This is a genomic window from Streptomyces sp. NPDC057438, assembly GCF_042802995.1.
Taxonomy (GTDB): Bacteria; Actinomycetota; Actinomycetes; order Streptomycetales; family Streptomycetaceae; genus Streptomyces.
The window spans coordinates 1-26,217 of sequence record NZ_JBHVDD010000074.1 but is presented as its reverse complement, the minus strand read 5'-3'; the positions used below and the strand labels follow the sequence as shown (position 1 = coordinate 26,217).

General features: G+C 69.3%; 31 protein-coding genes. 10 read left to right on the top strand and 21 right to left on the bottom strand.

Annotation, left to right across the window (positions count from 1 at the left end):
* Positions 1-725: 725 nt before the first annotated feature.
* Positions 726-1,841 (bottom strand): C40 family peptidase, encoded by a 1,116-nt coding sequence (locus ACFU5F_RS31310; RefSeq protein WP_383894474.1) that lies wholly within the window; start codon positions 1,839-1,841, stop codon positions 726-728.
* A gap of 431 nt (positions 1,842-2,272) precedes the next feature.
* On the bottom strand, positions 2,273-3,070 hold the full coding sequence (locus tag ACFU5F_RS31305; RefSeq protein ID WP_383894471.1) for a class I SAM-dependent methyltransferase: 798 nt from the start codon (positions 3,068-3,070) through the stop codon (positions 2,273-2,275).
* A 341-nt stretch (positions 3,071-3,411) separates the two neighbouring features.
* Between ACFU5F_RS31305 and mshA the strand changes: the two genes are divergently transcribed.
* Positions 3,412-4,752, top strand: a complete 1,341-nt coding sequence (gene mshA, locus ACFU5F_RS31300) for a D-inositol-3-phosphate glycosyltransferase (protein ID WP_383894468.1) — start codon at positions 3,412-3,414, stop codon at positions 4,750-4,752.
* A 62-nt stretch (positions 4,753-4,814) separates the two neighbouring features.
* The gene (locus ACFU5F_RS31295) at positions 4,815-5,330 is read left to right on the top strand and encodes a YbjN domain-containing protein (RefSeq protein ID WP_383894465.1); all 516 of its coding nucleotides are present in this window, start codon (positions 4,815-4,817) and stop codon (positions 5,328-5,330) included.
* Here ACFU5F_RS31295 and ACFU5F_RS31290 read toward each other — a convergent pair.
* Entirely contained in the window at positions 5,275-6,186 is a 912-nt protein-coding gene (locus ACFU5F_RS31290) for a helix-turn-helix domain-containing protein (RefSeq protein ID WP_383894462.1), read from the bottom strand. The genes ACFU5F_RS31295 and ACFU5F_RS31290 overlap by 56 nt on opposite strands.
* A 49-nt stretch (positions 6,187-6,235) precedes the next feature.
* Between ACFU5F_RS31290 and ACFU5F_RS31285 the strand changes: the two genes are divergently transcribed.
* A complete protein-coding gene (locus ACFU5F_RS31285) occupies positions 6,236-6,679 on the top strand; it encodes a DUF2000 family protein (protein ID WP_383894459.1) in 444 nt (147 codons plus the stop codon).
* A gap of 265 nt (positions 6,680-6,944) precedes the next feature.
* Here ACFU5F_RS31285 and ACFU5F_RS31280 read toward each other — a convergent pair whose 3' ends face one another.
* Complete coding sequence (locus ACFU5F_RS31280; protein ID WP_383894457.1) at positions 6,945-8,300, bottom strand: MFS transporter; 1,356 nt, start codon at positions 8,298-8,300, stop codon at positions 6,945-6,947.
* A 196-nt stretch (positions 8,301-8,496) separates the two neighbouring features.
* Here ACFU5F_RS31280 and ACFU5F_RS31275 point away from each other — a divergent pair, with 196 nt between their 5' ends.
* Positions 8,497-9,258 (top strand): phosphoglyceromutase, encoded by a 762-nt coding sequence (locus ACFU5F_RS31275; RefSeq protein WP_059080320.1) that lies wholly within the window; start codon positions 8,497-8,499, stop codon positions 9,256-9,258.
* Between the two features lie 80 nt (positions 9,259-9,338).
* On the opposite strand, the gene ACFU5F_RS31270 is transcribed toward ACFU5F_RS31275, so the two are convergent.
* The 10 genes from ACFU5F_RS31270 to ACFU5F_RS31225 all read right to left on the bottom strand — a co-directional run bounded on the left by ACFU5F_RS31270 (position 9,339) and on the right by ACFU5F_RS31225 (position 15,603).
* Complete coding sequence (locus tag ACFU5F_RS31270; RefSeq protein WP_383894453.1) at positions 9,339-10,583, bottom strand: tyrosine-type recombinase/integrase; 1,245 nt, start codon at positions 10,581-10,583, stop codon at positions 9,339-9,341.
* Positions 10,583-10,819, bottom strand: coding sequence for an AlpA family transcriptional regulator (locus tag ACFU5F_RS31265; RefSeq protein ID WP_055520625.1), 237 nt, complete (start codon positions 10,817-10,819; stop codon positions 10,583-10,585). The genes ACFU5F_RS31270 and ACFU5F_RS31265 overlap by 1 nt, the downstream gene beginning before the upstream one ends.
* Positions 10,812-12,095: a replication initiator gene (locus ACFU5F_RS31260; protein ID WP_383894543.1), complete on the bottom strand. Its 1,284-nt coding sequence runs from the start codon at positions 12,093-12,095 to the stop codon at positions 10,812-10,814. Before ACFU5F_RS31260 ends, ACFU5F_RS31265 begins: the two co-directional genes overlap by 8 nt.
* Before the next feature lie 155 nt (positions 12,096-12,250).
* Positions 12,251-12,496 carry a SpdD protein gene (locus ACFU5F_RS31255; protein WP_383894449.1) on the bottom strand — a complete coding sequence of 82 codons (246 nt, stop codon included), beginning with the start codon at positions 12,494-12,496 and terminating at the stop codon, positions 12,251-12,253.
* A gap of 25 nt (positions 12,497-12,521) precedes the next feature.
* Positions 12,522-12,716: a hypothetical protein gene (locus ACFU5F_RS31250; protein WP_383894446.1), complete on the bottom strand. Its 195-nt coding sequence runs from the start codon at positions 12,714-12,716 to the stop codon at positions 12,522-12,524.
* Positions 12,717-12,740: 24 nt separating this feature from the next.
* Positions 12,741-12,926 (bottom strand): mobile element transfer protein, encoded by a 186-nt coding sequence (locus tag ACFU5F_RS31245; RefSeq protein WP_383894443.1) that lies wholly within the window; start codon positions 12,924-12,926, stop codon positions 12,741-12,743.
* Positions 12,926-13,108, bottom strand: a complete 183-nt coding sequence (locus ACFU5F_RS31240) for a hypothetical protein (protein WP_383894440.1) — start codon at positions 13,106-13,108, stop codon at positions 12,926-12,928. Before ACFU5F_RS31240 ends, ACFU5F_RS31245 begins: the two co-directional genes overlap by 1 nt.
* A 20-nt stretch (positions 13,109-13,128) precedes the next feature.
* The gene (locus ACFU5F_RS31235) at positions 13,129-13,782 is read right to left on the bottom strand and encodes a DUF2637 domain-containing protein (RefSeq protein WP_383894437.1); all 654 of its coding nucleotides are present in this window, start codon (positions 13,780-13,782) and stop codon (positions 13,129-13,131) included.
* An 88-nt stretch (positions 13,783-13,870) separates the two neighbouring features.
* The gene (locus tag ACFU5F_RS31230) at positions 13,871-15,247 is read right to left on the bottom strand and encodes an FtsK/SpoIIIE domain-containing protein (protein WP_383894435.1); all 1,377 of its coding nucleotides are present in this window, start codon (positions 15,245-15,247) and stop codon (positions 13,871-13,873) included.
* On the bottom strand, positions 15,247-15,603 hold the full coding sequence (locus ACFU5F_RS31225) for a hypothetical protein (protein ID WP_013002336.1): 357 nt from the start codon (positions 15,601-15,603) through the stop codon (positions 15,247-15,249). Before ACFU5F_RS31225 ends, ACFU5F_RS31230 begins: the two co-directional genes overlap by 1 nt.
* 178 nt (positions 15,604-15,781) lie before the next feature.
* On the opposite strand from ACFU5F_RS31225, the gene ACFU5F_RS31220 reads away from it, so the two are divergent.
* Positions 15,782-16,123 carry a hypothetical protein gene (locus ACFU5F_RS31220; RefSeq protein ID WP_383894431.1) on the top strand — a complete coding sequence of 114 codons (342 nt, stop codon included), beginning with the start codon at positions 15,782-15,784 and terminating at the stop codon, positions 16,121-16,123.
* A 25-nt stretch (positions 16,124-16,148) separates the two neighbouring features.
* On the opposite strand, the gene ACFU5F_RS31215 is transcribed toward ACFU5F_RS31220, so the two are convergent.
* On the bottom strand, positions 16,149-16,937 hold the full coding sequence (locus tag ACFU5F_RS31215) for a GntR family transcriptional regulator (RefSeq protein WP_037722666.1): 789 nt from the start codon (positions 16,935-16,937) through the stop codon (positions 16,149-16,151).
* A gap of 107 nt (positions 16,938-17,044) precedes the next feature.
* Here ACFU5F_RS31215 and ACFU5F_RS31210 point away from each other — a divergent pair, with 107 nt between their 5' ends.
* From ACFU5F_RS31210 to ACFU5F_RS31200, 3 genes are read left to right on the top strand one after another with little or no spacing between them, the layout of a single operon-like run.
* On the top strand, positions 17,045-17,452 hold the full coding sequence (locus ACFU5F_RS31210) for an NUDIX hydrolase (protein WP_060892820.1): 408 nt from the start codon (positions 17,045-17,047) through the stop codon (positions 17,450-17,452).
* Between the two features lie 46 nt (positions 17,453-17,498).
* On the top strand, positions 17,499-17,927 hold the full coding sequence (locus ACFU5F_RS31205; protein WP_383894429.1) for an ATP-binding protein: 429 nt from the start codon (positions 17,499-17,501) through the stop codon (positions 17,925-17,927).
* Complete coding sequence (locus tag ACFU5F_RS31200; protein ID WP_383894426.1) at positions 17,921-18,307, top strand: hypothetical protein; 387 nt, start codon at positions 17,921-17,923, stop codon at positions 18,305-18,307. Before ACFU5F_RS31205 ends, ACFU5F_RS31200 begins: the two co-directional genes overlap by 7 nt.
* 71 nt (positions 18,308-18,378) lie before the next feature.
* Here the strand turns inward: ACFU5F_RS31200 and ACFU5F_RS31195 are convergent, their stop codons facing one another.
* The 6 genes from ACFU5F_RS31195 to phoU all read right to left on the bottom strand — a co-directional run bounded on the left by ACFU5F_RS31195 (position 18,379) and on the right by phoU (position 23,812).
* Entirely contained in the window at positions 18,379-18,774 is a 396-nt protein-coding gene (locus ACFU5F_RS31195) for a hypothetical protein (RefSeq protein ID WP_383894424.1), read from the bottom strand.
* Between the two features lie 633 nt (positions 18,775-19,407).
* Entirely contained in the window at positions 19,408-20,169 is a 762-nt protein-coding gene (locus tag ACFU5F_RS31190) for a hypothetical protein (RefSeq protein ID WP_383894421.1), read from the bottom strand.
* Complete coding sequence (locus ACFU5F_RS31185) at positions 20,166-20,738, bottom strand: hypothetical protein (protein WP_383894418.1); 573 nt, start codon at positions 20,736-20,738, stop codon at positions 20,166-20,168. Before ACFU5F_RS31185 ends, ACFU5F_RS31190 begins: the two co-directional genes overlap by 4 nt.
* A gap of 1,085 nt (positions 20,739-21,823) precedes the next feature.
* Positions 21,824-22,123, bottom strand: a complete 300-nt coding sequence (locus tag ACFU5F_RS31180) for a hypothetical protein (RefSeq protein WP_383894415.1) — start codon at positions 22,121-22,123, stop codon at positions 21,824-21,826.
* 118 nt (positions 22,124-22,241) lie between these two features.
* Positions 22,242-22,490: an SCO4226 family nickel-binding protein gene (locus ACFU5F_RS31175; RefSeq protein ID WP_383894413.1), complete on the bottom strand. Its 249-nt coding sequence runs from the start codon at positions 22,488-22,490 to the stop codon at positions 22,242-22,244.
* A gap of 632 nt (positions 22,491-23,122) precedes the next feature.
* The gene (gene phoU / locus ACFU5F_RS31170) at positions 23,123-23,812 is read right to left on the bottom strand and encodes a phosphate signaling complex protein PhoU (protein ID WP_005476809.1); all 690 of its coding nucleotides are present in this window, start codon (positions 23,810-23,812) and stop codon (positions 23,123-23,125) included.
* Positions 23,813-24,099: 287 nt separating this feature from the next.
* Between phoU and ACFU5F_RS31165 the strand changes: the two genes are divergently transcribed.
* Both ACFU5F_RS31165 and ACFU5F_RS31160 read left to right on the top strand, forming a co-directional pair.
* On the top strand, positions 24,100-25,365 hold the full coding sequence (locus tag ACFU5F_RS31165; protein WP_383894410.1) for a sensor histidine kinase: 1,266 nt from the start codon (positions 24,100-24,102) through the stop codon (positions 25,363-25,365).
* The gene (locus tag ACFU5F_RS31160) at positions 25,362-26,042 is read left to right on the top strand and encodes a response regulator transcription factor (protein ID WP_009340348.1); all 681 of its coding nucleotides are present in this window, start codon (positions 25,362-25,364) and stop codon (positions 26,040-26,042) included. The genes ACFU5F_RS31165 and ACFU5F_RS31160 overlap by 4 nt, the downstream gene beginning before the upstream one ends.
* Positions 26,043-26,217 lie beyond the last annotated feature (175 nt).

Here is a 26,217-nt window from a genome sequence, read left to right as displayed (position 1 = left end):
GAGGGACCTCGACCCACCGACGGGGACCATAGCGCCACGCGCCGCCGCAACGGAATGCTCGGCGGGACGCCGGGCGGCAAACGGCCGGAGTCATATGCCGCATCATGTACCGCACTTGGACATGGCAGGGCTTTCTCCTGGGATGACGTATGTCACGCGGTGAAGGTTGAGCCGGGCGGGGAAGGTGGTGAGAGTCACGTGGGATGGGTCACGCGGGGTGGGTCGTGTGGGGCGGGTCGTGGCGGCGGGGTGCGGCGCTTGGCCGGTCAGCCGGTCAGCCGGTCAGCCGGTCAGCCGGTCAGCCGGTCAGCCGGTCAGCCGGTCAGCCGGTCAGCCGGTCAGCCGGTCGGCGGGGTAGCGGGTCAGCCGGTCGGCGGGATAGCCGGCCAGGCGGTCGGGCGGGGTAGCGGGTCAGTGGGGCGGCGGAGGCATCAGGGCCTGAGCCCCGGTCCCCTTGGACTCAGCCTGTGCGGGTCTGCCCGCGCCAACCGGCTCGACACCTGCGACGAGCTCGACATCTGCGACCGGCCCGGCACCGGAAGGCCCCAGCCCCCGGACTGGCTCGGCGTCCGCGACCCGCTGGGCCCCGGACAGGCCCGGTCCCGGACAGGCTCGGCGTCCGCGACCGGCTGGGCACTGGACAGGCGCGGCGTCGGTGAGAGGCCCGGCCCCGGACGGGCCCGGTGTCCGCGACCGGCCCGCCGTCTGCTCCCCGAGTCAACCGCTCACGCGTCCGGTCGTACGACTCCCAGGATCTGCATCGTCCCTGCTCCGGCGATCGACACCTTTCGGTTCGGGCGAGGGGCGTGGACCATGGAGCCGTTGCCCAGGTACATGGCGACGTGGCTGGCGTCGGCGTTGTAGATGATGAGGTCGCCGGGGCGCATGTCCTTGATGGCGATGTGCTTGAGCAGACGCCACTGTTCCTGGGACGTGCGGGGGATCGTCAGGCCGGCGGCGGCCCATGCCTGGCTGGTGAGGCCGGAGCAGTCGTAGGTGTCGGGGCCCTCGGCGCCCCATTCGTACCACTTGCCTATCTGGTCCGTCGCGAACTTCACCGCCCGCTTGCCCTGCGGGGACGCCTTGCCGTTGATCTCGTCGAGGATGCCGGAGCCCAGCCAGGTGGCCTGTGACTGCTGCGCGGCGTCCTCCTCCAGCTGCGCCAACCGCTCCCGCTCGTCGTCCTCCAGCTGGCCTTCCAACTCCTGGGCGGCGGCGATCTGCTTCTTGATCTTCTTCTTGGCCTTCTCCTTGGCCTTGCGGCTGGCCTCCAGCTTCTTCCAGCGCGCGGCGGCGTCCTTGGAGTACTGCTCCAGGTCCTCCTGGGTCCGGGTCATCTCGGCGAGCAGACCCTTGGCCGCGAGCTGGCCCTGGCGCACACGGTCCGCACCCTCCAGGAAGTCCTGGGGGTTCTCGGTCAGCCACAGCTGCACCTCGGGCGGAAGCCCGCCGCCGCGGTACTGGGCGCGGGCCGCGGCGCCGATCAGGTCCTGCAACTTGTCCAGCTTCGCGTGGCCCTGGTCGACCTCGTGGGCCAGATCGGTGATCTCCTCGGACTGCTTGTCGGCCTTCTCCTCGGCCGCGTTGTACGCGTCCGTGGCGACCGCCGCGTCGTGGTAGAGGCTCTCCAGCCTTGCGCGTACGGCTTCCAGCTCCTCGTTCGTCACGGGAGTCGGGTACGTCTCCGGCGTGCCGGACCCGCCCGCCGCGCTCGACGGGGAGGGGGTCGGCTCGGTCGGTTTCGTCTGGCTCGCGTACGCGTTGACCGGTGCGCCCAGCACGGTCATCGCGCAGACCACGGCCACGGCCGCCATGGTCAGATTCCGCTTGCCGGCTCCCATACCCCTTGCCCCCAACCTCGATAGAAACGGAGAAAACTGGTTAACCGTCAGTAACTTGCCAGTGCCCGGTGATCGTGTCACGGCCTCGCGTGATCCAACAGGGGTGAGCGGCGACGAACTCCCCGCCCCCGGCTCCGCCTTGCGGCCTCGCCCCGCCCGCCCCGCCGCCGTCGTGCCGTATCCCACCCTCTGTCCCCACCTTCCGCCCCCGTCCCCTGTCAGCCCCGGTTCCCCGCCGTCGCCTTCCGTCCGCTCTCGTCGGCCGGTTCTCTTCCGCTCGCCCCTGTGGGTGTCACGTCGCCTCTGTGTGACTCATGAGCAGAGGGGATCGTTGCTCCCGACTGTGTGACGATCGGCCCGAGGTGTTCGTTCCCCTGCGTCACGAAAATGTTGCGCTGCGTAATCAAGGCAACGGGTGTGTGGTGTGGACGTCACGCTCGCGGAGCCAACGCCTCCCAGGCCACCGTGACTTCGCCCTGCCGCCAGCGCGTCACCCCGTCCCGGACCGGCCAGTCAGCGCTCAGGGCGCGGGCCGTACGGATCCAGCGCTGGCGTGCGCCGTACGAGGCGTACGGCGCCGCGGCGGCCCAGGCGTGGTCGAAGTCGCGGAGGAAGGCGTGCACCGGCTCGCCGGGGACGTTGCGGTGGATGAGCGCCTTCGGGAGGCGTTCGGCGAGGTCGGAGGGACGGTCCAGGGAGCCGAGCCGCGTGGCGAAGGTGACGGTGCGAGGGCCTTCCGGACCGAGTGCGACCCAGACGTGCCGACGGCCGATCTCGTCGCAGGTGCCTTCGACGAGCAGGCCTCCGGCGGAGGAGGGCGTGGCCGGTGCGAGGCGGGCGCACAGGCGCTCCCAGACGGCCCTCACCTCGTCCTCGTCGTACTGGCGCAGTACGTTCGCCGCCCGGACGAGGGTCGGACTGCCCGGCACCGGCACCTCGAACCCGCCGTGCCGGAAGGTCAGCCCCTCGCAGGCGTACGGCTTCGCCGCCGCGACCCTGGCCGGGTCGATCTCGATGCCCACCACCTGTGTGCGGGGCGCCGCCGCGCGCAGCCGGCGCAGGAGTTCGGCGGCGGTCCAGGGGGCGGCGCCGTAGCCGAGGTCGACGGCGAGGGGGGTGGTGGCGCGGCGGAGTTCGGCGCCGTGCGTCGCCGCGATCCAGCGGTCCATGCGGCGCAGGCGGTTGGGATGGGTGGTGCCGCGCGTGACGGTGCCGACTGGTCGTGCCATGCGGTGAGCGTATTCCTCCTCCCGCATCCGGTGGTCGCGCGCGCCCGGTGGCCGCGCGCTGTCCCACGGAGGGCCAAGGAGGGCCAAGGAGGGCCAAGGAGGGCCGTGGGGTGCCAAGGAGGGCCGTGGGGTGCCACGGGGTGCCGGGCCCGCGGGGTGCCGCTCCACGGTCCTGTCCCTCAAGGCTTGTCCCGCCCCCCACTCCCCAAGTGATCGAACGGTTGAGCGAGGTTCGGTAATAATTCCGCAAAGAGGAAATGGAACAGACCCCTCCGGCGTTCTGCCTGACCAGAGGGCCTCACACCCTCCGAACGGCATGCCCGGAGCGAGGAGGACGCCACGTGAGCAACTACGTCGGCAGGCTCGGACGGCGCTCTCCGGCCGGCCCCGGGCGGCTGCGGCTGCACCGGAAGCCCCGCCGGGTCGCGATGTTGTCGGTGCACACGTCGCCGCTGCACCAGCCCGGCACGGGTGACGCGGGCGGGATGAACGTCTACATCGTGGAGCTGGCGCAACGGCTGGCCGCGCAGAACGTCGAGGTGGAGATCTTCACCCGGGCCACGACCGGGGCCCTGCCCCCGACGGTCGAGCTGGCCCCGGGCGTCCTCGTGCGGCACGTCGACGCGGGGCCGTACGAAGGGCTGGCGAAGGAGGAGCTGCCGGCCCAGCTGTGTGCCTTCACGCACGGGGTGATGCAGGCCTGGGCGGGCCACCGCCCCGGCCACTACGACCTCGTCCACTCGCACTACTGGCTCTCCGGCCACGTCGGCTGGCTCGCCGCCGAGCGCTGGGGCGTCCCCCTGGTGCACGCCATGCACACCATGGCCAAGGTCAAGAACGCCGCGCTCGCCGACGACGACACCCCCGAGCCCGCGGCCCGTGTCATCGGCGAGACCCAGATCGTGCGCGCCGCCGACCGTCTCATCGCCAACACGGCCGAGGAGGCCGGTGAACTCGTACGCCACTACGAGGCCGACCCGGACAAGGTCGCCGTCGTCCACCCGGGCGTCAACCTCGACCGCTTCCGTCCGGCCGACGGCCGCGCGGCGGCGAGGGCCCGTCTCGGCCTGCCCCAGGACGCCCTGATCCCCCTCTTCGCCGGCCGTATCCAGCCCCTCAAGGCCCCCGACGTGCTGCTCCGCGCCGTCGCCGTCCTCCTCGACGAGCGTCCCGAGCTGCGGTCCAGGATCGTCGTGCCGGTGGTCGGCGGACCGAGCGGCAGTGGCCTCGCCAAGCCGGAGGGGCTGCAGAAGCTGGCCGCGCGGCTGGGGATAGCCGATGTCGTACGGTTCCGGCCGCCCGTCGGCCAGGAGCAGCTCGCGGACTGGTTCCGGGCGGCGTCGGTGCTGGTCATGCCGTCGTACAGCGAGTCCTTCGGGCTCGTCGCCATCGAGGCGCAGGCGGCCGGTACGCCGGTGCTGGCGGCCTCGGTCGGCGGCCTCCCGGTCGCCGTGCGAGACGGGCGGACCGGGTTCCTGGTCCAGGGCCACGATCCCGCCGCCTACGCGCGCGTGCTCCGCGACTTCGCCGACAGCCCGGACCTGTCCGCCCGCATGGGAGCGGCCGCCGCCGCGCACGCCGAGTCCTTCGGCTGGGACACCTCCGCCGCCGCCACCGCGGACGTCTACACGGCGGCCATCCAGGACCACCGTCGGCACCGGGTGCGAGGCCACCACGGGTGAGCCCCGGGGGCCCGCCGTGACTTCGTGGCCGACCGGTTCGTACCGGCGGGTACGCTCGCCCCATGGCTGACGAAGCGTCGATCATCGAGCAGGTCCTCAACGAGGCCGAGCTGGAGTGGGAGGGCCCGGCGCCCGGCACGTACGTCGTGAAGCTCCCCGGCACCCGCAAACTCTCGACGACCGTCTCCCTGATCGTCGGCAGGCACTCCCTCTCCCTCAACGCCTTCGTGATCCGCCACCCCGACGAGAACGAGGCGGGCGTCCACCGCTGGCTCCTGGAGCGCAACCTCAAGCTGTACGGCGTGAGTTACGCCGTCGACCCACTCGGCGACATCTACGTCACGGCCCGGCTGCCCCTCTCCGCCGTCACCCCCGACGGCATCGACGGCCTCCTCGGCCAGGTCCTGGAAGCGGCCGACGGCGCCTTCAACACGCTCCTCGAACTGGGATTCGCCTCAGCGATCCGCAAGGAGTACGCCTGGCGCGTCTCCCGGGGCGAACCGACCCGCAATCTGGACGCGTTCAGCCATCTGACCCGGGACGTGGCGGCCGGCCGTTCCGATAGCGGCCAGGGGTGACCCCCACCCACCGCCTGAAGTGCCGCGTCAGATGGGCCTGGTCGTAGAACCCGGCCGCCGCCGCGGCCTCGCCGGGCCGCATCCCGTCCAGCAGCAGCCGCCTGGCCCGCTCCACGCGCCGGGACATCAGGTACTGGTGCGGCGCGATCCCGAAAGCCGTCCCGAACGCCCGTACGAGATGTGCGGGGTGGGCGTGCACCGTCCCGGCGGCCTCCGCCAGGGTCACTCCGTCGGTGACCCGCTCGTCGAGGAGTTCGCGCAGCTGGTGGGCGACCGTACGCCCGCCCGGCATACGCCTGTCCGACGTGCGACCGTCCGCCGTACGACCGCCGGTCGGCCGCGCTGCTGAACGCGCCGGTGGCCTGCGAAGATGCTGCCGCAGCCGCTCCCCGACGAGTGCCAGCCGGCTCTCCGCCTCCAGCTCGTCCCCCGGCCGCGCGAGCGCCGTGTGCAACTGCCCCACCCGCCGTCGTAGTTGCGGATCCCGCAGGTCGGGACCGTCCACGGCCGCCCCGATCAGACTCTCGTCCAGGGTGCTCGAATCCAGGTCCAGGTACAGCACCCGCTTGCGGAAGCCCCGGTCCGTCACCGGCTCGCCGTTGTGCGGCACGTACGGCGGCAGCAGCGAGACGGTGTCGTGCGGCGTCCCGTGCTCGTGCCGGTCCAGCTCGTACCGCACGGCCCCGTCGTCCACGATCAGCAGTGTCCAGACGTCGTGCACGTGCATCGGGTACGCGTACTCCGTGTAGTGCGCGTGGAACACCTCGACGATGCCGGGCACGCGCGGCCGCCAGGCGGACACCTCGCGCTGGGGGCGCCGCTGCGACTGGGGGGATCGTTGCCGCTGAGGGCACATGCAAAGAACGTACAAGACGGGGGCGTGCGCCCGTCGGCAGTCTCGTTCCATGAGCAGCGAGACCTCCGCGAGTACGCCCCCCATCCGCTTCGACACCAAGATCGCCGTCCTCCTCCGCGACGACCTGGAGACCTGGCAGCGCCTCAACGTCACGTCCTTCCTGGTCAGCGGTATCGGCCCGATGATCCCGGAGGTGGTCGGCGAGCCGTACGAGGACGCTGACGGCACGGCGTATCTCCCGATGTTCCGCCAGCCGGTCCTGGTCTTCGAGGGGACGAAGGAGGTGCTGAGGGCGGCCCACACGCGGGCGCTGGCCCGGGCGCTGCCCCGCGCCCTCTTCACGTCCGACCTCTTCACCACGGGCAACGACCGCGACAACCGCGCGGCCGTACGGGCCGTGGGGGCGGGGGAGTTGGACCTGGTGGGGCTCGCGGTGTACGGGCCGCGCAATGGGGTGGACAGGGTGGTGAAGGGGGCGCGGATGCACCCGTAGACCGCCCGGACGCAGCTGCCGTCGGCCTCGACGTCCGGCACGGCCGTGCGGGTTTCCGACTCCGGGGCCGCACGGGTCCCGTCGCCGGGGCTGCAGGGAGTCAGTGGCTCCGGGGCGCCGGACGGACTCCGGACCAGCTCTGCGGCGACCGGGTACGTGGGACCGGGTACGTGGGGACCGGGTACGTGGGGACCGGTACGTGGGGACCGGGTCTACGGCGACCGGATGGCGACAGGATGGCGACCGGTCCTCGGACTGCCGGTGCTCAGACGGCCGGCTCTCCAGCGACGGGCTTTCCGGCCTCCGGTTTCCCGGCCTCCGGCTTTCCGGCCTCCGGCTCTCCGGTATCGGGCCTGCCGACGGCAGGCCCCCCGACGGCAGGCTCCCCGGTGAGGTGGTGCTCGGTGGCCTCCTTCTCCGCCCCCGGCAGCCGGCGCATCAACGCCCAGTACCCCACCCCCGCCACGGTTCCGATCACCGCGCACAGTCCCCACAGCCACCCGGCGCCCCAGCGGTCGATGACGACACCGGACATCAGCGGCGCGACGAGCGCGGCGACGGACCACGACATCGTGTACATGCCCTGGTAGCGGCCGCGCCCCTGCACGGGCGAGAGGCGGACCACGACGCCGGTCTGGGTGGGCGCGTTGACGATCTCCGCGAGGGTCCAGACGCAGATGGTGAGGGCGAAGACGCCGATGGATCCGGCGAAGGCGGTGAGGCCGAAGCCGTACCCGGCGAGCACGGACGAGACGACGAGGAGCCGTCCGGGGTCGCGGTGCTCGATGACACGGGTGACCGGGATCTGCAGGGCCACGATCAGCACCCCGTTGACGGCGATGGCGAGCCCGTAGTCGGCCGGCGTGAAACCGGCCGCCCCCATCGCGACCGGCAGTCCCACCGATCCCTGCTGGAAGATCAGCGCGACGAGGAACGAGAGCCCGACGACACCCATGAACCGTCCGTCGCGCAGCACGGTTCCCAGCCCGACGTCGTCCGCCCCGGCCTTCTCCGCCGTCGTCCGCTCCGGGCGCGATTCCGGCAGCTTCAGGAAGACGACGATCGCGCAGACCAGCGTCATTCCCGCCTCGGCCAGGAAGCCGGCGCGGTAGCTGACCTCGGCGATGAAGCCGGCGGCCATGGAGGAGACGGCGAAACCGAGGTTGATGGCCCAGTAGTTGAGGGAGAACGCCCGTACACGGTCCTCCGGCCGGACGATGTCCGCCATCATCGCCTGGACGGCCGGGCGGGAGGCGTTGCTGGCCGCGCCGACGAGGAAGGCGACGGCGGCGATGGCGACGGGATCCCGTACGAAGCCGAGGAGCGCGACCGATCCGGCCGTGGACGCCTGGGCGACGAGCAGGGTGGGCCGCCGCCCGAGCCGGTCGGCCATGACTCCGCCGCCGAGTGAGGAGACGACCCCGCCGAGCCCGTGGAGCGAGGCGACGAGGCCGGCGTAGGAGGCCGAGTACCCGCGGTCCAGCGTCAGATAGAGCGCCATGAAGGTGGCGACGAACGCGCCCAGCCGGTTCACCAGCGTGCTGGTCCACAGCCACCAGAACTCCCGGGGCAGCCCGGAGACCGACTCCCGGACGGCACGCCTGACGGCGACGAGCGGCATGCGGATCCCCCACGAACGTAAGCGGCCAAGATGGCGAACACACCTTACGAACGCCCTCGGGTGCGGGGCCACTCAATTACCCGCCCCGTCGACGGCCCGTCTTCTGTCAGCCGCCTGCCCTTCTGCCGGCCTGTCCGCCTGTCCGCCTGTCGGCCAGGTGGGCGACGATTCCCGGCCGTGGATTACGCTCGGAGCCATGGCCGACGCACCGTACAAGCTGATCCTCCTCCGCCACGGCGAGAGCGAGTGGAACGAGAAGAACCTGTTCACCGGCTGGGTGGACGTCAACCTCACGCCGAAGGGAGAGAAGGAGGCGACGCGCGGCGGTGAGCTGCTGAAGGACGCCGGCCTGCTCCCGGACGTGCTCCACACCTCCCTCCAGAGGCGCGCCATCCGCACCGCGCAGCTGGCCCTGGAGTCCGCCGACCGCCACTGGATCCCGGTCCACCGCAGCTGGCGTCTGAACGAGCGCCACTACGGTGCCCTCCAGGGCAAGGACAAGGCGCAGACCCTCGCCGAGTTCGGCGAGGAGCAGTTCATGCTGTGGCGCCGCTCGTACGACACGCCGCCGCCCCCGCTCGCGGACGACTCCGAGTTCTCCCAGGCCTCGGACGCCCGCTACGCGACCATCCCGCCGGAGCTCCGCCCCCGCACGGAGTGCCTCAAGGACGTCGTCGTCCGCATGCTCCCGTACTGGTACGACGGCATCGTCCCCGACCTCCTCGCGGGCCGCACGGTCCTCGTCGCCGCCCACGGCAACTCCCTCCGCGCCCTCGTCAAGCACCTCGACGGCGTCTCGGACGCCGACATCGCGGGCCTCAACATCCCCACGGGCATCCCGCTCTCCTACGAACTGGACGCCGACTTCAAGCCCCTGAACCCCGGCGGCACCTACCTCGACCCGGACGCCGCGGCGGCGGCGATCGAGGCGGTCAAGAACCAGGGCAAGAAGAAGTAAGCAGAGCTGATCAAGCCCCCTACCTGCGGGTTGTCCGCCGGTAGGGGGCTTCTTGGTGGGGCTGGGCCGTCTGCGGGCCGTCAGGTGCGGGACGGCTCGGGCCGGGCCGTATCGAAGATGGCGGCCACGGCCTTGCGAGTGCGCTCCTGGCTGGACGGCATGAGGTGCGCGTAGACGCGGAGGGTCAGGCCGGGGTCGGAGTGCCCCAGGTACTCGGCGAGGGCCTTGATGTTCTCGCCCGCGTCCAGGAGCACCGAGGCGTAGAAGTGGCGGAGCGCGTGCATGCCGTTCTCGCGGGACTCGGCGTAGGGCTGGCCCGGCTTGCGCTCGGGGATCACCCCGGCCGAGGCCAGCGCCCGCTTCCACACCTCCTCATTGAGCGAAGTCCGCCAGACGTGCCCGCCGCGTGGTCCGGTGAAGATCAGCCGCTTGGTCACCGGAGGCCCGTCCGCCACCTTCCACGGCAAGGTGATCTCGACCGGCGGGAACCGCTTCATGTGCTCCCGGAGCGCATCAGCGACCGGCCCAGGAAGCGGCACATCCCGCAGCTTGCCGCCCTTGGGTGGAGCGAACACCGCCTTGCTGCGACTCAGCTTCAGTTGCTGGACAACGTGAAGTGTGTCCGACTCGAAGTCGATCGCGTCGACGGCGACGCCGAGGATCTCCCCCTGACGAAGCCCACAGCCGCCGCCCAGGTCGACCATGGCCTGGTACCTCTCAGGCATGGCGGCCTGGACGGCGAAGACCCGTTCCGGCGTCCAGGGGAGGATCCGCTTGGTGTCCACCGTCGGCGGCCGGACCGACCGAGCAGCGCACGGGTTCCGGGGAAGGTGCCCGTCGTCCACCGCCGCACTCAGCGCCGCCCGTACGTTGGAGTAGATCGTCCGTGCGTACGAGCCCCGGACGCCGTTCTCCTGAAGCTGCCGAACCCAGTCACGGATGTGAGCAGGCTGGAAGGAGCCGAGCGGACGCGAGCCCAGGTAGGGGAAGGCGTGCAGCCGAAGCTGTGACTCCATCGACGCCTGGGTGTTCGGGTCCGGCGCGTGAGTCACCCACTTCTCGGCGTACTGCTCGAAGGTGATCCGAGCCGCACGCGGGTCGATGTACTGCCCGCGTGCCATGTCGGCCTCAGTGTGCGCAAGCCACTGGTCAGCGAGCCGCTTCTGCCGGTCGGGGAAGCTCTTGGACTTCTCAGTACCGTCCGGCCCGACGTACCGAGCCCGGTAACGGGATCCCGTTCCGTACCGCTCCGTCTTGACCCTGCGAGCCTTCCCGTCCGGCCCCGTCTCCGTTCTGTACCAGCGGTCTTGGACGTGCCCGGCCATCAGGCAGCAGCCCCTTCCATCAAGGACTCGACCCAGGCCCGCACGTCCACGGGGTCGTAGCGCAGATGCCGGCCAACCCGGAAGCCACGCGGTCCAGTGCGCTTCCGCCGCCATTGGTAGACCGTCTCGACCGGCACGCCCAGGATCTCGGCGACGTCCAGAGGAGTCAGGTACCGCGAAGGCAGAGCGCGCGGTTCGGCGGCCGCTTCCACGACGGCGAGATGGCGCTTAGCCACGGGTCGGCTCTCCTTCTGTTCCGGGGGCGGGTTCTAGGGATGCGGCAAGCCAGGCTTCGGTGTCGGAGAGTCCGGTTCCGGCGAAGACCCAGTGCGCGAGGACGTACGTCGTGTCGGGCGCGGGTCCGTTGGCCGTTGCGGCTTGGGCGCGGCGCCATTCGGCGCGTGCGTGACGGAGGGCGCCGAGGGTGGTGGAGTAGCGGCGGGATTTGGTGGAGAAGTGGCCGCGGAAGCCGAGCATGTGGGCCCAGGCGCGGAGGCGGAGGTGTTCGAGGTCCTTGCGTGCGCCGAGGGTCCAGGCGGTTCGGATGAGGCGGCGGGCGTGGTCGCTGATGTCGAGCTGGGCGAGTTCGGCGGCGAACTTCAGCGGCCGGTCGAGAGCTCCCGTGGCGGTTTCGGCGCCCTTGGTGGCGTACTTGGCGATGTACGCGGCGACGGCACGTTCGGTCAGCTCCTGGCCGCCGTTGAAGTCGGCGGATCGGATGGTGCGGACGTCGAGTTGGCGGCCGAAGGTGAAGGTGTGGGCGCGTCCGTCGATGACCGGGCCATCGACGCGGACCTTGGCCGCCGCTGTCTTGATGGCGTCGGTGAGGAGTTCGGCGGTGGCCCAGGCCGGGGGCGGGGTGTCTCCTCCGGTGGGGCCGTCGATGCGGATGACGGCGTGGAAGTGGACGGCGCCGCGCTTTTGGTACTCGGCGACCTTGGCGAAGGAGACGCGGGCGTGGTCGCGGAACAGGCGTTGTGACAGGCCCGCGCGCTTGGCGACTTCCCGGCGCAGGTAGGTGGAGAAGCGTCGCCAGAGCGGACCGGCGTGGGCGTTCCAGAGAACGGCCGCTTCGTAGTCGTACCTCTCTGGATCGAGCGCGGTACCGAGTACGGCGTCGTCCTGGTCGTGGTGGGTGCCGCAGCGGCAGGGGCGCCCGCTGGAGGGGCGGTTGTGGACCGGGCCGAAGCTCGGGGCGGTGAAGGTGGCGAAGACGCGGGGGTGGGTGGCGACGTGTTCGGGGGTGCCCTTGCCGCCGCGCAGGCCGGAGGTGATCAGGTGGAAGGTGTCGCGCCGGTAGACCTCGGAGCAGGCCGCGCACCGAGTCGTACGGCGGTTGTTGCAGCGGACGAGGAGTTGGCCGGCCGGGAGGTCCGTGGAGTCGAGGTGGTGGAGGACGCGGCCGATCTCGCCGGTCGTGGTGTCGACGTCGTGCTCGGTGCGGTGGCCGTCGAGGCGGATCGGGTTGGTGCAGCCGCCAAGGCCGGAGAGCTGGCGGAGGATACCGGGCAGGGTGCCGTGCTCCGCGAGCTTTGCGAGTTCCGGGAGCGGGGGCGATGTGGTGCGGGTGAAGATGGCGGTTCTCCTTCTGACTGGCTCGGTCAGGAGTGATGGCCCCGGGGCGGCGGATGCTTGGTCGTGTGCGCCGCCCCGGGTGTCGTGCGCGTTTAGCGCCGGTTCTGCTCGCGGATCAGGGAGCGCAGGACCACGGCCGCGATGGCGACGGAGATGGCCGAGACGGCGACGGCGGCCAGGAGCGCGGTGAGGACGACACCGCCGACGACCACGGCCGCCACGACTCCGGGACTGATGGAGACCGCCGGGAGTGAGCGCCGTACGGGCGCCGGATCGGCCGGAGTGTGGGTGTGTGCGGGCGGCGGGGTGGGGCTGTCGGGGTACCTGGGCAGGAACACGGCCAGACTCTCCTCATCTACTCGTCTAGGCATGTGAGCCGTTTATGACGTTCACGCCGGAGCGCGTGCCGGATTCGATGGCGGGGGCGAGGAAGGTCTGCGAGAGGTAGAAGCCGAAGAGGGCGATCAGGACGACGACCCAGGTGCGGACGCCGAGGAACTTGACCGCTCCCCAGGCGAAGAAGCCGAGGACGACGACGAGCGGAAGGCTGACGGTCACGGTGTGCGGGGTCCCTTCGGAGGATCAGCGGACGGGGCAGCGGTGGGTGCGGGCGGCCAGCTCGGCGGCGGCGCGGCTGTCGTAGTCGGCGGAGAAGCCGCAGCGCGGTGCCGTGCAGGCGGCGGTGTGCTTCTCGTGGCCCCGGCCGTCGTAGGACGTGGCGACCTGGACGGGGCCGATGCGGGTGACGTTGCGGAAGCGGCGCGACATCAGAGGTCGTCCTCTCCGGTGAAGTCGTGGGCGTGGTCGGTGAGCCACTGCTCGATCTCTCGGTGTTCGTTGGGGGTGGCCCGCTTGATTGCGGCTTCGGCGAGGGCCACGGCGTCGAAGAGCCGGTTGTCGCGGGTCAGCTCGGCGGAGCGCTCCAGGGCCGACTGGATAAAGGGGCGCATGGTGTTGGTCTCCTCGTCTGTCAGGTGAGGTGGGCGGCGATGGCTTCGGCCATGGGCGTGGGGACGCCGAGGCGGGCGCGGAGCGTCGGGGTGTCGATGGGTGTTCCGGTGCGGGTGTGGTGTTCGGCGGCGACTTTGCGGGCGTGTTCGACCAGGGCGGCCGGGACGGATACGGCGGGGCGCTCGGGTGGCGGTGGCTCGATGGCCGGTGGTGTCGACGGCGGTTCGTCGGAGTCGAGTTCGGGCGCGTGCTCCTGGTCCCCGGCGTCGTCCGTGTCCTCGGGGCCCTTGTGGTCTTCGTCGGTTGTGGCGGGGGTGGTGTGTGCGAGGAGGGTTCCGCCGAGGAAGGCGACGGCGGGCCAGCCTGCGACGAGGATGCGTAGCCAGGCCGGGACGTTGTCGAGGTCGAGGAGGCCGGCGGTGGCGACGTTCGCGCCGAGGGAAGCGGCGAGGGCGGTGACGAACCAGCACCATCCAGCCGCTTTCGCCTCACCGGAGCGCAGTCGGCGCCATGCGGCGACGAGCAGCAGGTCGACCGAGACCGGGTAGGCCCACGCCTTCCAGCCGTCCTGTCCGGCCGCCGAGGCGATGTCGTGCAGGTGGGCGAAGGACAGCGCGGCGGCGATGAGCGCCTGGACGAGCACCGCGTCGACACGGGCCAGTTGGGCGCGCATGATGCGGCTCCTTCCGGATTCAGGCATGGCAGGGGTAGGGAGCTGGCGTGAGACGGTCACGCCGACCGGGGTGAGGGGTGGGCGAGGGTCAGTCGGTCACCGGGTGCGGCTGCACCGCCGGGGCCGAGGACTCCACGGGCCGTACGGGGGTGTCGGGGCGGAAGGGCTTGAGCGCGGGCAGGTCGGGCACCAGATGGGCCGATTCCCGGCAGATCCCGGCGGCGGCGCCGAGGGACAGGTACGGCGTGCGGATGCGGGACCAGCCGCCGGAGGTGTCACCGGCCACGGCCAGGCCGGGCAGTTCGGGAGCGATGGCGCAGGCGGCGGAGACCGCTTCGGGGGCGATGTCGCCCAGGGCCATCTTCGCGGAGGCTTCGTCGTTGACGCGGTGGCATACCCGGCCGGTGAGCTGGGCGCGGAGCATGGTGGCGCCCTTGCCCAGCTCGGCCCCGAAGCGCTGCCCGCAGACCTCCAGGTAGATCCCGGCGGCGCGGCCGAGCTGGGCGAGGCGGATGAGCTGGGTGACCATCTCGTCCCGGCGTTCCTCGTCCTTCTTGGTGGCGACGAGGAAGAGTTCGGCCACCTCGTCGACGAACAGCACGATCGGCACCGGGCGTTCGCTGTCGGGCAGGCCCCAGATGTCGGAGGTGATCTCCTCGTCGGGGGTGCCGGGGGCGATGCCCTGTCGGGCCTTGATCAGGTCGTAGCGGTCCTCCATTTCCTTGATGAGCACGGGCAGCAGCTCGGCAGCCTCGTCGGGATCGGTGGCGAGAGCGGAGAGCCGGGAGGCGAACGGCGCCAACTCCACACCCCGCTTGCAGTCGATACCGACCAAGGCGACGGACTGTCGGGCGAGACCGGTGATGAGATGGCGCAGGTACATGGACTTGCCCGACAGCGTGGCGCCGAGGGTGAGTTGGTGAGGAATGGTGCGGTAGTCGCGCACGAAGGGAGTCGCGTCCTCCCGCAGTGCCACGGGCACCTTGAGGAGTCCGGCAGCGGCTTTCCGAGGCATCCGCACGTTCCGCAGTACATCGAAGCCGACGAGCCGCAGTTCGACGACGCCCGGCTTGACCGTCGTCACGTACACGGCGTGGACGCCCCAGGCGTGCCGCAGCCGTTCGGCCGAGGCGGCGACGTCGGCGGGTTCCTGCCCGGGAGCGAGCCGGAGGCGGAGCCGCAGCCCGGTCGAGGTAGGCCGGATGATGCCCCGCCGAGGCGGTACGGGCCGGACTTCCCGGCGAGTGGTGGCCTTGACGGCGAGGACCCGCAACCGGGACGGCGCCACGGTCAGTCCGCACGCTTCCATGACCGAGCCGTAGGAGCCGAGGAGCCGGGCGGTGGATATCGGCAGGCCGACCGTGGGCCAGTACACGCGTGGGTGCTTGGCCCGGGTGTAGGCGGCCCCGCCACCGAGTGCGGCGACAGGACCACCCACCTCCAGAAGTGTCACCAGAGCGGACATCAGGCGGTGGCCCCCATGGCGGCCGGGAAGGCGGCCGGAGTCACGGCGGCGGCGCGGAAGGCGATGCCGTGACGCTGCTGCCCGTTGAACACCGACTCCCACGGCCGGGCGACCAGCCCCGGCAGCGAGACCGGCGCCCCCAGCGTCAACCCTTCGGCCACACCGCCCTCAGGCACGGTGACCTTGAACAGCGACGACTCCCCGTCCTCGATGTAGACGACGCCGATCGTCATCAGCGCTTCGCCGCTGACGGCGTCCTTGGCGATCTCGCCCGTCTGCCGGTCCCGGACCTTGGGCTCAGGGGCCTCGGTCAGCAGGATCGTTGCGGCCGAGGTCTCAACACGAATGGTGCGCAAGGCAGTTCACCCATCTACTCGTCTATACATGATGTGGTCTGCGAACCCGATCTCCGGGCTCATGCGGACCACCCTGCCACACAACTTGCCCACTCGTCTATACGAGTATGCCTGTTGGGGTGTACGAGTTCGAGAAGCGTCCCGCCCCACTGTCAGACCCATCCGCCAGAATCCGGCCATGCTGATAGCGACAAGCGCCAACGGCCACGTGGTGAAGCGCCCCTCGAAGCCGGCCATCGGGACGATGCTCGCCAACCTGCGACGCGGCAACGAGCACATGGGGCTTGAGCGCCAGGAGGAGGACCTCGAAGGGGACTGGTACATCCAGGTCCTGTTCCGCGACAACAACACCTACCAGCTGGAATACCGGAACGGTGTCCCTGCCGAGCACTACCAGACGCAGACCGTCTCGCAAGAGAAAGTGCGGGTGGCGCTCATCGGCTGGGCAACCGGCAAGCCGGACTGGCGCGACGGCTTCATGTGGAACAACATCGGCGACATGTTCACACCGGAGGCCTAGCACCCCACCGACACCAGTCATGCGATCACGTCGCCGGGAGCTGGTACGCCAGGACGTACGCGTCCGCCGCCATGACCGTGTCGCAGACCTCCACAGCTCGTCCCTCGGCGTCGAAGGCGGTACGGATCAGGTGGATCACCGGCACACCGGAGGCTAGCCGGAGCGTCTTCACCTCGGCCGGCGAAGGCATCCGGGCGCGAATCTCCTCCTCGAAGTGGTCGAGGCGATGCCCCAGCTCCTCAAGCCGGGCGTAGATCCCGCCGGGCCCCGGGTTCGGCTCGGCGATCGGCGTACCGCGCGCGATGTCGAGCGGCAGGTACGAGGTGGCGAACTCGACCGGACGGCCGTCGAGGAGATACCGGCGCCGCCGAGCCAGCACCCGCCGCACGGACCCGAGCCGTGTCGAGACGTCCTGACTGGCCTTTTCTTCCTTGACCTCAAGGCTGTCGACCTGGGGGTGACTGCCGGCGGCGTTGGCTTCGACGATGAAGGCCGCCTTGCCCTGCTCGCGGTGGCGCCGGGCGAACCGGTCGGAGGCGAGGCGCCGCACGGGCGGGCGGGGCCGGACGAAGACGCCCTTGCCGTGCTCGGCGTGCACGAGCCCTTCGCCCTGGAGGACGGAGAAGGAGTTGCGGACCGTCATCCGGGATACCCCGTAGTGGTCAACAAGCTCGGCTTCCGAGGGCAGTTTTTCACCCTCCTTGAACCGCCCACGGTCGATGGCCTCGCGCAACTGGTCGGCGATCTGCCGAAAGACCGCACGATCACTCGTGGGGTCGAGATCACCGAGGAAGCCGGAAGGAAGAGAGGGCACGTGTACTCCTTTAGATATCTAGACGAGTGGGCGATTGTTGTTGCTACGGTGGAGAGCCTAGCCAGCCGAGAGGGCCGAGGAACGTGAGCACTGACCGTCCGCACTCCGTGAGCGTCGCCGGAGTCATCGTCGACGACCAGGGCCGGGCCCTCTTGATCAAACGCCGTGACAACGGCAAGTGGGAACCCCCGGGCGGAGTCCTCGAACGCGAGGAAACCCTCCCCGAAGCCCTCCAGCGCGAAGTCCTCGAAGAGACCGGCATCAAGATCGCACTTCCCGCGACCCTGACCGGCGTCTACAAGAACATGACGGGCCTGATCGTCTCGCTGGTCTTCCGCTGCGAGGCGGCCGACGGCACGCCGACCACCGGCGACGAGACCCGCGCACTGCGCTGGGCCACCCGTGAAGAAGTCACCGAGCTTGCCGACGAGGCATACGCGATCCGCGTCTTGGACGCATTGGACGCGGCATCCCCGCCGGCCATCCGCGCCCATGACGGCGTGAAACTCGTCTAGCCCGTACCCGCTGCACATGGCGGCCTACCAGCACGAAGGAACTTGTATGCACGAGTATACGAGCACCGCCCGGGTCTGGGGACTCACTTGCCCAGGATTTCCGGAAGAGGTGAGCCGGGCCCGCCGCTGGACCCGCGACATCCTGCGCGGATCACCCCTGGCCGACGACGCCGAGTTGATCGTGAGCGAGCTGAGCGCGAACGCGATCCTCCACACGGCCAGCGGCACGGAATCCGGCAGCTTCCACCTGGCCCTCGCGGTGACCCGCCAGGTGATCGCACTGTCGGTCACGGACGGCGGAGGAACCGGCACAGCCCCCAAGGCCGAGCACCAGGACAGCGAGGCCGAACACGGCCGGGGCCTGGGCATGGTCACCGCACTCGCCCACCGGGTCGTCGTCCACGGCACCAACGGCGGCTACACGGTCACCGCGGAACTGTTCACCGGGACCCGACCGGGAGACCACCTGTGCTGAAGGACGAAGCCCGCCGAGGCTACTGGTGCGAGTGCTGGACCGAAGACCTCAACGGAGAGGGCGGGTTGATACTCCGGGCATCCTTCGACGCCTACACGGCACCCCAGGCCGACCGATGGGTTGCCGTCGCGCTCCGCACCATCTCACCGGCATTCGACCCGGAAGCATCCGAGCAAGCGTGGGAGTGGCTGTACGACGGCCGCATAGACACACGACGAGCCCTCTTGCGCTCCGAACCCTGCACCGTGTCAGTCACCTTCGACTCGACCCGTATCACCTGGACGATCCGACCGGTGATCTTCCTGCCGCTCGCACACCGAGACAGAGCTGAACTACCGGCTTGCGCATATGAGTTCAAACCGCAACAGGCCGATATCTAGTCGCCGTTGATCGTCAACGGCTGATGCCTGATGTCATCCTGAGACGATCAACCGCAGATCGCGGCGAGGGCTCACTTGAAGATGAAATCAGCGCACGCGACGATCGCTGAGATGACGCCCATAGCTACTCCGAGAGTCGCGGTCATCTGTTGGCGGTCCTGCATGAGTGCGGCATGCGGGCCCTGGGTGCCATCCTCTCCAGCACCACGCAGCGCTTTGAAGCCCTGCCACTTGTGCTCACGGATCCAGCACCCCCGCAGCAAGCCTTGGGCGTTGTTGCGGCACCTTCCTTGCCTACCCAGGGCGATGCACCGAAGCGGCGCCTGTAGAAGGAAGTAGAGAATCGCTGCTGCCGCCACGAGGATAAGCACCCCCGGCCCGATGATGTCCGCAGCCCAGGCCAAGATCCCCAGCAAGAGGATCACTACGCCCCAACGCTTCTTTAAGAACTCCCCCAGGCCACCCATGGCAAGGACGGTAGAGCACTCAGCCCTGCCCCGGTAGACCGCCTGGCGATCACGGCGGCAGAGGCTCAGAAATGCACGCAGACACGTTTGACCAGGATGGACAGCAGCACACGCACGCATGACAGAGCGGCCCGAGCCAGATGGTGAGCCGACAGTTCCGCCCCGCGTGATCCGGATCTTCCCCAGACAACGCCGTCCGAGAGCCGCACGAGCGTGTCAGGTCTCAGGTGAAGCCGCAGTGTCAACCATCAACCGGGACAGGACAGAGGCTGCCCGAGCGACTGCGTTACAACTTTCTCTACTGGTTCAAGGCGGCTCGCTCCGCTCCCCGCGCGCGGCCCAGCCCCCGGCCGGGCCTGCGCTCCTGCCTCCGTCCCGCTCCAGCCCGGCCGGCGCCCGTGCCGCGCTCAAAGCATCAGCACCCCGATGCCAGAGAAGGGGTACGTCGTGGCTGGGGCGGTCGACTCCGCGGCTTTACGGAGCCACTTTGGCGCGAGCCTCGAAGATCATGGCCCCAACGTCGTGCTTTACCGGGCCGGTCCACAGACTGCCCGACGCGCCGGAAGCTTACGGGGCCATGATCACTCGCGCCAAAGCAGCGCCACCCCAAGGCCGCTCCACCGGCCTGTTTAGTCAAGGAACCGTCAGAGGGATATTTTCCTCGACATAACGAGCCCCTTTGGGCGAGAGACGCACTATTCGCGCCACATCGTCGTACTCAATCAATCTTGCCTTGTGGCACTTCTTAAGAATATCGCGCCGATAGGAACTTGCGTTTGCGGCCTCAGTCCACGACAGCAGATCCTTCTCTGCAATCGGAGATGACTCCGAGTAGAGCAGCAAAAGCGTTTTATCATGGAGGCTGAGCTTGTCAGAAAGGACCCGCTTCTTTCCGTCAACGGACCAGACAACCTCTAGCTGTCGTTCCACCAAGGCATCAACAGCCTCGGAAGCCGTCGCTGTGTCGACGTCATGAAAGACGCGAATCAATTCAGCGACAATCCATTTACTCATATACAGAACGGCGACGGCATCCATGTGATTGGGGTCAACATCGCTTCCCGCGTGCCCTACACCCCGGTTATTTCTGATCTCGTATAGAGCAATCAGAATTCGAGGGACCTGAATCCTGAGTGAGCGAGGAAGCTGGGTCTCTTGCTCAAGCTTTTGGCATTCTCTAACCATGTTATTGGGCTTGTAAGGCCGCTGAGGAAATTGGCCATCGGCGTGTCCGCGAATAATCGAGTACACGATCTCGCACAACTTCCCACCGTTCAGTTCGGAAGGTTCCCACCTCCCTTCGCTGAAGTTCCTAGTGATACTCGCCAGCGCCCCGATGAGCTCCTCCCTTAGGTTGACAGGAAGGCCGCCCAAGACGTTGGAGTGAACGTTCACGACTCCGCCTCATCGTCTGCCAAGACCACCGGAACCGCTCCTGTTAGGCCTAGCTTGTTCCTGATATAGGCAATTCCTGACGTGGTGAGTTTATACGTCTTCCAGGATTGCGCCGCGCGCCCGGACTTTGCCATCTGCCGAACAAGAGCTGGCGATTTCTTCTGTGCGGCAGTTAGCGATTTAGTAATGTTGGATACGCCGTGACCCGTATCCTTGAGCAGGTTATTCACTTTCGCGGACTGCCAGGACGGCTGGGCATTTACGGCCTGAAGCCAGTAAGCGCCAGTGAGGACTTTATCCAGCTCTGTCTTCGGGTCTACAGCATCAAATAGATCTACGAAGTCGTCGAATACCGGGTCCGTTGGAACCGCGGGGCTCTTTGTTCTCGTTCTTCCATCGTCATTTACGGTGGAGTCGCTTACGGTGACCGCCGTGTTGGGAACGGGAACAGAGATTGCAAAGCGCTCTGCCGCCCAGCGCAGAACTCGGGCCCGCGTTGCATCGTCTTCGAGGCCATTCAGAGCTGATACCACAGAAGTCATGGCCTGAATCTCTGCATCGACGGTCATTGGAACCCCCTATACGATCAAGTGCGAACAAGGTAAGCCTGCGTGCGGGACGTGTCAATCAAGTCACGCCAGATTGGGCGCCGGTAGGCAATCGGCTTTGCGGTTCAAGATCAGTAACATAGGGCCGTCTTGTGCCTCTCGACTTCCACCGTTCATTTGTTCTAATTCGATGCCCGGACGCCAGTCACTGCATCATCCAGTAGGCGTGAGCAGGCGGAAGGGCCACTGAACCGGTGGGTCGAGTAAAAATGGCTCCTTGGAGACCTACCTCATGTCGCATCAACTCGTCCAACCTCAGCCATGTACACGTTGCGGATGACGCCAGAATCTCGGCCGAACAGACCAACGTACCCCACTTCAAGACGTGGCGTCCCTCAGTTTCGGCAACATGCCAGACCGTGTCGGATCGTTCGGGGAACCAGGCGGAACACCGGGAAGCCCGTCGACCGCTCACCATGCGCCGACGCGTCTCCGCCGCTGGTCAGGTCCGGAATAGCCCCCTGATGCCTCAACTTCCCAAGCTCATGGCTCAGCACCGTTGTAGCGGCCCGGCCGTCGTGGCTCGCTCTGGTCGACGGCATTGGCAGCGTGGCTAAGGCCGATGGGGGTGCGGCGAGGCACACGCGCGCCCGGTCGGTCGGCGCACCCGCCGTCGTGGCTGACTGTCGTCGGCTGAGGTTCGGACGGGGCGCATCGAGGGCGCCGGCCGTCAGTCGGGTGCGGCGACGCTGGGCCGTCTCTGGGCCGTCCGAGGACGCTCGACAGTGGCCAACAACGACAAACGACGACCACCAGGCGCACGAGCCCACCGCCCCTGACCAGCAATAACCCAGCTCACCAAGATCCCCGGCAAGACCCAGGGCAAGAAGAAGTAGGTTCTGCGATCACGCCCCCGGCCTGCGCATACGGCGCGGGCGGGGGCGTTTTCGTGGTCTGGGTCCTCGTGGTCCGGCCCTCTGCGGGAACTCGGCTCGGCTCGAGGCCGGGCACGAAGGCGCTCAGCCGGAAGGTGGTCAGGTGGGTGTGGCGGCCGGAGAGCCTATGGCCGCCAGCCGGGCAGGACCCGGGGGCCCTGCCGCCGTGGGTCACGCGGCGCCGGTGACGTCCCGTGCGACGAAGCGGCGGTGCAGGGGGCTCAGGGTGGTTTCCGGGGTGCCCTGGAGGCCGGCTTTCCGGATCGCGGGGGCGAGGCGTTCGGCGAAGAAGGTCTCGAACGCCTCCTGGGATTCCCAGACGTCGGTGACATGCAGGCCCCGGTCGTCGAACCAGGCCACGTGCAGCTGACCGCCGGCCGCCGGGACCTCCTCCCAGTCCACCGCGTCCCGCACGGTGTCGTACTGCTCCTCAGTCACGTCCGCCCAGAGCATCGACATCACCACAGCCATCGCAGATCCCCCTTGTTCGTGCCGAAATCGATGTCGTCATGGGGATGGTTCCACCTCGCGAGGTCCGCCTGACAGGGCGTGCGGAGGCGTACCGGCGCCTGGCGAAGGCTCCGCGCGCTCAGATCGCCAGGGGCACCGGGTGGATCTCGTCCGCCTTGTGGCCGGCGCGTTCGTGGATGCGCTGGACGGCCTCGGCGGAGGGGGCCTCGGAGAGGCAGTACACCGTGCCGGACTGGGGGTCGGCCCAGGCGCGTTCGAAGTGGACCTGCTCGTCCTTCTCTATGGCCAGGTCGGCGTTGTGCGCCTCGCGCAACTGGTCCGCCGTGATGCCCTTCATGTTGTGGTGGACGTCCATGAACTTGCTCATGGCCGCACCTCCTTCTTCCTTCTCGCTTCCCGTCCTCTCCCTTCATGCTGCGCCCGTACGCCCGCGGGTGCGACCCCTCGCCGGCCACTCCGGCGCCGAACGGAAAAGGAGGGGCCGTCCCCGGGGGTGTCCCCAGGCCCGGCCCCTCCTCTCGCCCACGGGCGACAGCTGCCCGTGCCGGTCAGCCGCCCGTGCCGGTCAGCCGCACTGGCACGGGTTGCCGGACTGGCACCCGCACGCGCAGCCGGAGCCGCAGCCACAGGCGCCGACGAGGGGCAGGGCTTTGATGTCCGCGGGCTGGTGGGTGTCGCGTACCTGTGTCGGGTCCGGAGTGCTGGGGCTGGCGGGGGGTGGGGAGTCGGCCATGGTCCCTCCTCGGAGGTAGCTGAGGCAGCGGGGGCAGCGGGGCAGCCGCCGGCGGCTCGCCGGCCGAGCCCGCGGAAGGCCTCGATGGTCCGTGCCTCGCCCGTGCCCTGCCCGTGCCCATTGGTTGTCCCATTGCAGGGCCTGGCGGCCGGGCGCATCAACGGCGCACGGAGGCGCCCCCACGCCCCGCCGGCCCGGCAGGCGCCGGGGCTCCACACCGGGAGCCCCGCGCTCCCCTCCCTCCCCGCGCGGAAGCGGGGAAGGGACTACGCCCCCTCCACCCCCGTGACCGGCTGGATGTCGGCCTGCAGCTCGTCCGCGTGCTCACCCGTCACCAGGTACACCACGCGCTTGGCGACGGACACCGCGTGGTCGGCGAAGCGCTCGTAGTAGCGGCCGAGGAGGGTGACGTCGACGGCGGTCTCGATGCCGTGCTTCCAGCGGTCGTCCATGAGGTGCTGGAAGAGGGTGCGGTGCAGGAGGTCCATCGCGTCGTCGTCGCTCTCCAGCTGGAGCGCGAGGTCGACGTCCTTGGTGATGATGACCTCGGCGGCCTTCGCCATCAGACGCTGCGCGAGCTGGCCCATCTCCAGGATCGTCGCGTGCAGGTCACGCGGGACCGTGTTCTCGGGGAAGCGGAGCCGGGTCAGCTTGGCCACGTGCTGGGCGAGGTCGCCGGAGCGCTCCAGGTCCGCCGACATGCGCAGCGACGTCACGACGATCCTGAGATCCGTCGCCACCGGCTGCTGCCTGGCCAGCAGGGCTATCGCGCGGGCCTCCAGGTCGTGCTGAAGGTCGTCGACCTTCTTGTCCGCCTCGATCACGCTCTCGGCCAGCTTCAGGTCGGCGTCGAGCATCGCCGTCGTGGCGCGACCGATCGCCGACCCCACCAGTCGGGCCATCTCGACCAGGCCCTCACCGATGGAGTCAAGTTCCTCGTGGTACGCGTCCCGCATCAGGGTGTCCCTCTCTTACGTACGTCAGCTCGTGGGTAACCAGGAAAGCCGTTCCGGAAGCCGTTCCGCCAGGCCAGGAAGGCCGAACGACCGAATGAACGGCGACGACGGAACGGTGACCGGGGGCCCGGACGAACCCCACGCTCCCACGTTCGGGCCCCTACGCGTCCGTTTCGGCCATCCCAAATGAACCAATACTGGCTCCAAGGTGAACTCTGGGCGACGAGTGTTCGAGGTCGCCCTCCGATCGCTGTGGGGATGTCCGACCTCGTGCCTAACCTGGATGCATGGACGTGAACGCGGCGGTCGCCGCAGCGGCAGCGATCGCCGGAGTGCTCACCGGCGTCATCGCCATGCTGGCGTTCCGTGTCAGCGAACGCGAGCAGAAGCGTCCCACCAGGACCTCCCTGCACACGGACCCGGTGCTTCCGCCCGGCGTGGACACCGTGCTCTCCGTGCTGCGCTCCTCCGCCGTCGTGCTCGACGAGGCCGACGCCGTCGTCAAGGCCAGCTCCGCCGCGTACGCCCTCGGGCTCGTGCGGGGCGGCAAGCTCTCCATCGAGCCGATGCTCAAGATGGCGCGCGACACCCGCCGGGACGGCGAGATACGGCAGGTCGAGCTGGACCTGCCCCGGCGCGGCACGGGGCGCGGTGAGGCACTCGCCGTCTCCGCGCGCGTCGCGCCGCTCGGCTCCCGGCTGGTGCTGCTCCTGGTCGAGGACCTCACCGAGGCCCGCCGGATCGAGGCCGTGCGGCGTGACTTCGTCGCCAACGTCAGCCATGAGCTGAAGACGCCGGTCGGCGCGCTGTCGCTGCTGAGCGAGGCCGTCATGGGTGCGTCGGACGACCCCGAGGCGGTGGAGAGGTTCGCCGGACGCATGCAGATCGAGGCGACCCGGCTCACCAACCTCGTCCAGGAACTGATCGACCTCTCGCGGGTGCAGAACGACGACCCGCTGGAGGACGCCGAGCCCGTCCGGGTGGACGAGCTGGTCGCCGAGGCCGTCGACCGCTGCCGCCACCAGGCGGGCACCAAGCAGATCACGATGGCCGCCGGAGGCACCGCCGAGCTGCGCGTCTGGGGCAACCGCGGGCAGCTCGCCGCCGCCCTCGGCAACCTCGTCGAGAACGCCGTCAACTACTCCCCGGCCCGCACTCGCGTCGGCATAGCCGCACGCCAGGTGAGTGCGCCCGGCGGGGACCACATCGAGATCGCCGTGACCGATCAGGGCATCGGCATCTCGGACAAGGACAAGGAGCGCATCTTCGAGCGCTTCTACCGCGTGGACCCGGCCCGCTCCCGCCAGACCGGCGGTACGGGCCTCGGTCTCGCGATCGTCAAGCACGTGGCCGCCTCGCACGGCGGGGAGGTCACGGTGTGGAGCTCGGAGGGACAGGGCTCCACGTTCACCCTCAGGCTGCCGGAGGCGGGCATGTCCCGTGCCCGTGCGGCCCAGCACCCGGACCTCGACGACGAGGACGGACAGCCTCACACCGCCCCATCCCCGTACGGACCGTACGAATCGCATCCCGCCCCGGAGGTCCTTCCGTGACCCGAGTGCTCGTCGTCGAGGACGAGGAGTCCTTCTCCGACGCCCTGTCCTACATGCTCCGCAAAGAGGGCTTCGAGGTCGCCATCGCGACCACCGGACCCGACGGTCTCGACGAGTTCGAGCGCAACGGAGCCGACCTCGTCCTGCTCGACCTGATGCTGCCCGGGCTGCCGGGCACCGAGGTCTGCCGTCAGCTGCGCGGCCGTTCCAACGTCCCGGTGATCATGGTGACCGCCAAGGACAGCGAGATCGACAAGGTCGTGGGCCTGGAAATAGGAGCCGATGACTATGTCACCAAGCCCTTCTCCTCCCGCGAGCTCGTCGCCCGTATCCGGGCCGTACTGCGCCGCCGCGGCGAGCCCGAGGAGGTCACCCCGGCCGCGCTGGAGGCGGGGCCCGTCCGGATGGACGTCGACCGTCACGTGGTCACTGTCTCGGGCTCCAAGGTCGACCTCCCCCTCAAGGAGTTCGACCTGCTCGAGATGCTGCTGCGCAACGCGGGCCGTGTCCTGACCCGCATGCAGCTCATCGACCGGGTCTGGGGCGCCGACTACGTCGGCGACACCAAGACCCTCGACGTCCACGTCAAGCGCCTCAGAGCCAAGATCGAACCGGACCCGGGCGCGCCGCGGTACCTGGTGACGGTGCGGGGGCTGGGGTACAAGTTCGAGCCGTAGACCCGACGCCTCTCCGGGCCGGGAATCGCTTCACAGCAACGACGCGCCCGACGTCCGGCACCGCCTGACGTCCGGCACCGCCCGGCGTCCGATAGCACCCCGCGCCCGGCACCGGGCGGCCCACCGCGCCGTCGTGATGTGACCTAAGCCGAAGGGCGGCACCCCCTGCGAGGGG